Raw genomic sequence first — 251 nt, forward strand, 5'->3', positions numbered from 1 at the left:
AGGGCCCTTGGCTTTGGACAAGAGGAAATGACCGCGCATGGCTTTCGGGCAATGGCGGCCACTCTTCTCAACGAGACCGGACGTTTCAATCCGGATGCGATTGAACGGCAATTGGCGCATATGGAAAACAACGGGGTCCGCCGCGCCTATACGCGGGGAGAATACTGGAATGAGCGGGTGGCGTTGATGCAGTTCTGGTCGGACGAGCTGGACCGCTTGCGCGATGGCGCGAGAGTGCTCAAGCCTAACTT

Annotated in this window: 1 protein-coding gene; it reads left to right on the forward strand. The window is 58.6% G+C overall.

All coding sequences use genetic code 11. The features are described from left to right. The coding region (locus tag H926_RS25675) for an integrase (protein WP_043607881.1) at window positions 1–251 on the forward strand (251 nt) is incomplete at both ends.

The sequence above is a fragment of the Novosphingobium sp. B-7 genome (assembly GCF_000410615.1).
Lineage (GTDB): Bacteria > Pseudomonadota > Alphaproteobacteria > Sphingomonadales > Sphingomonadaceae > Novosphingobium > Novosphingobium capsulatum.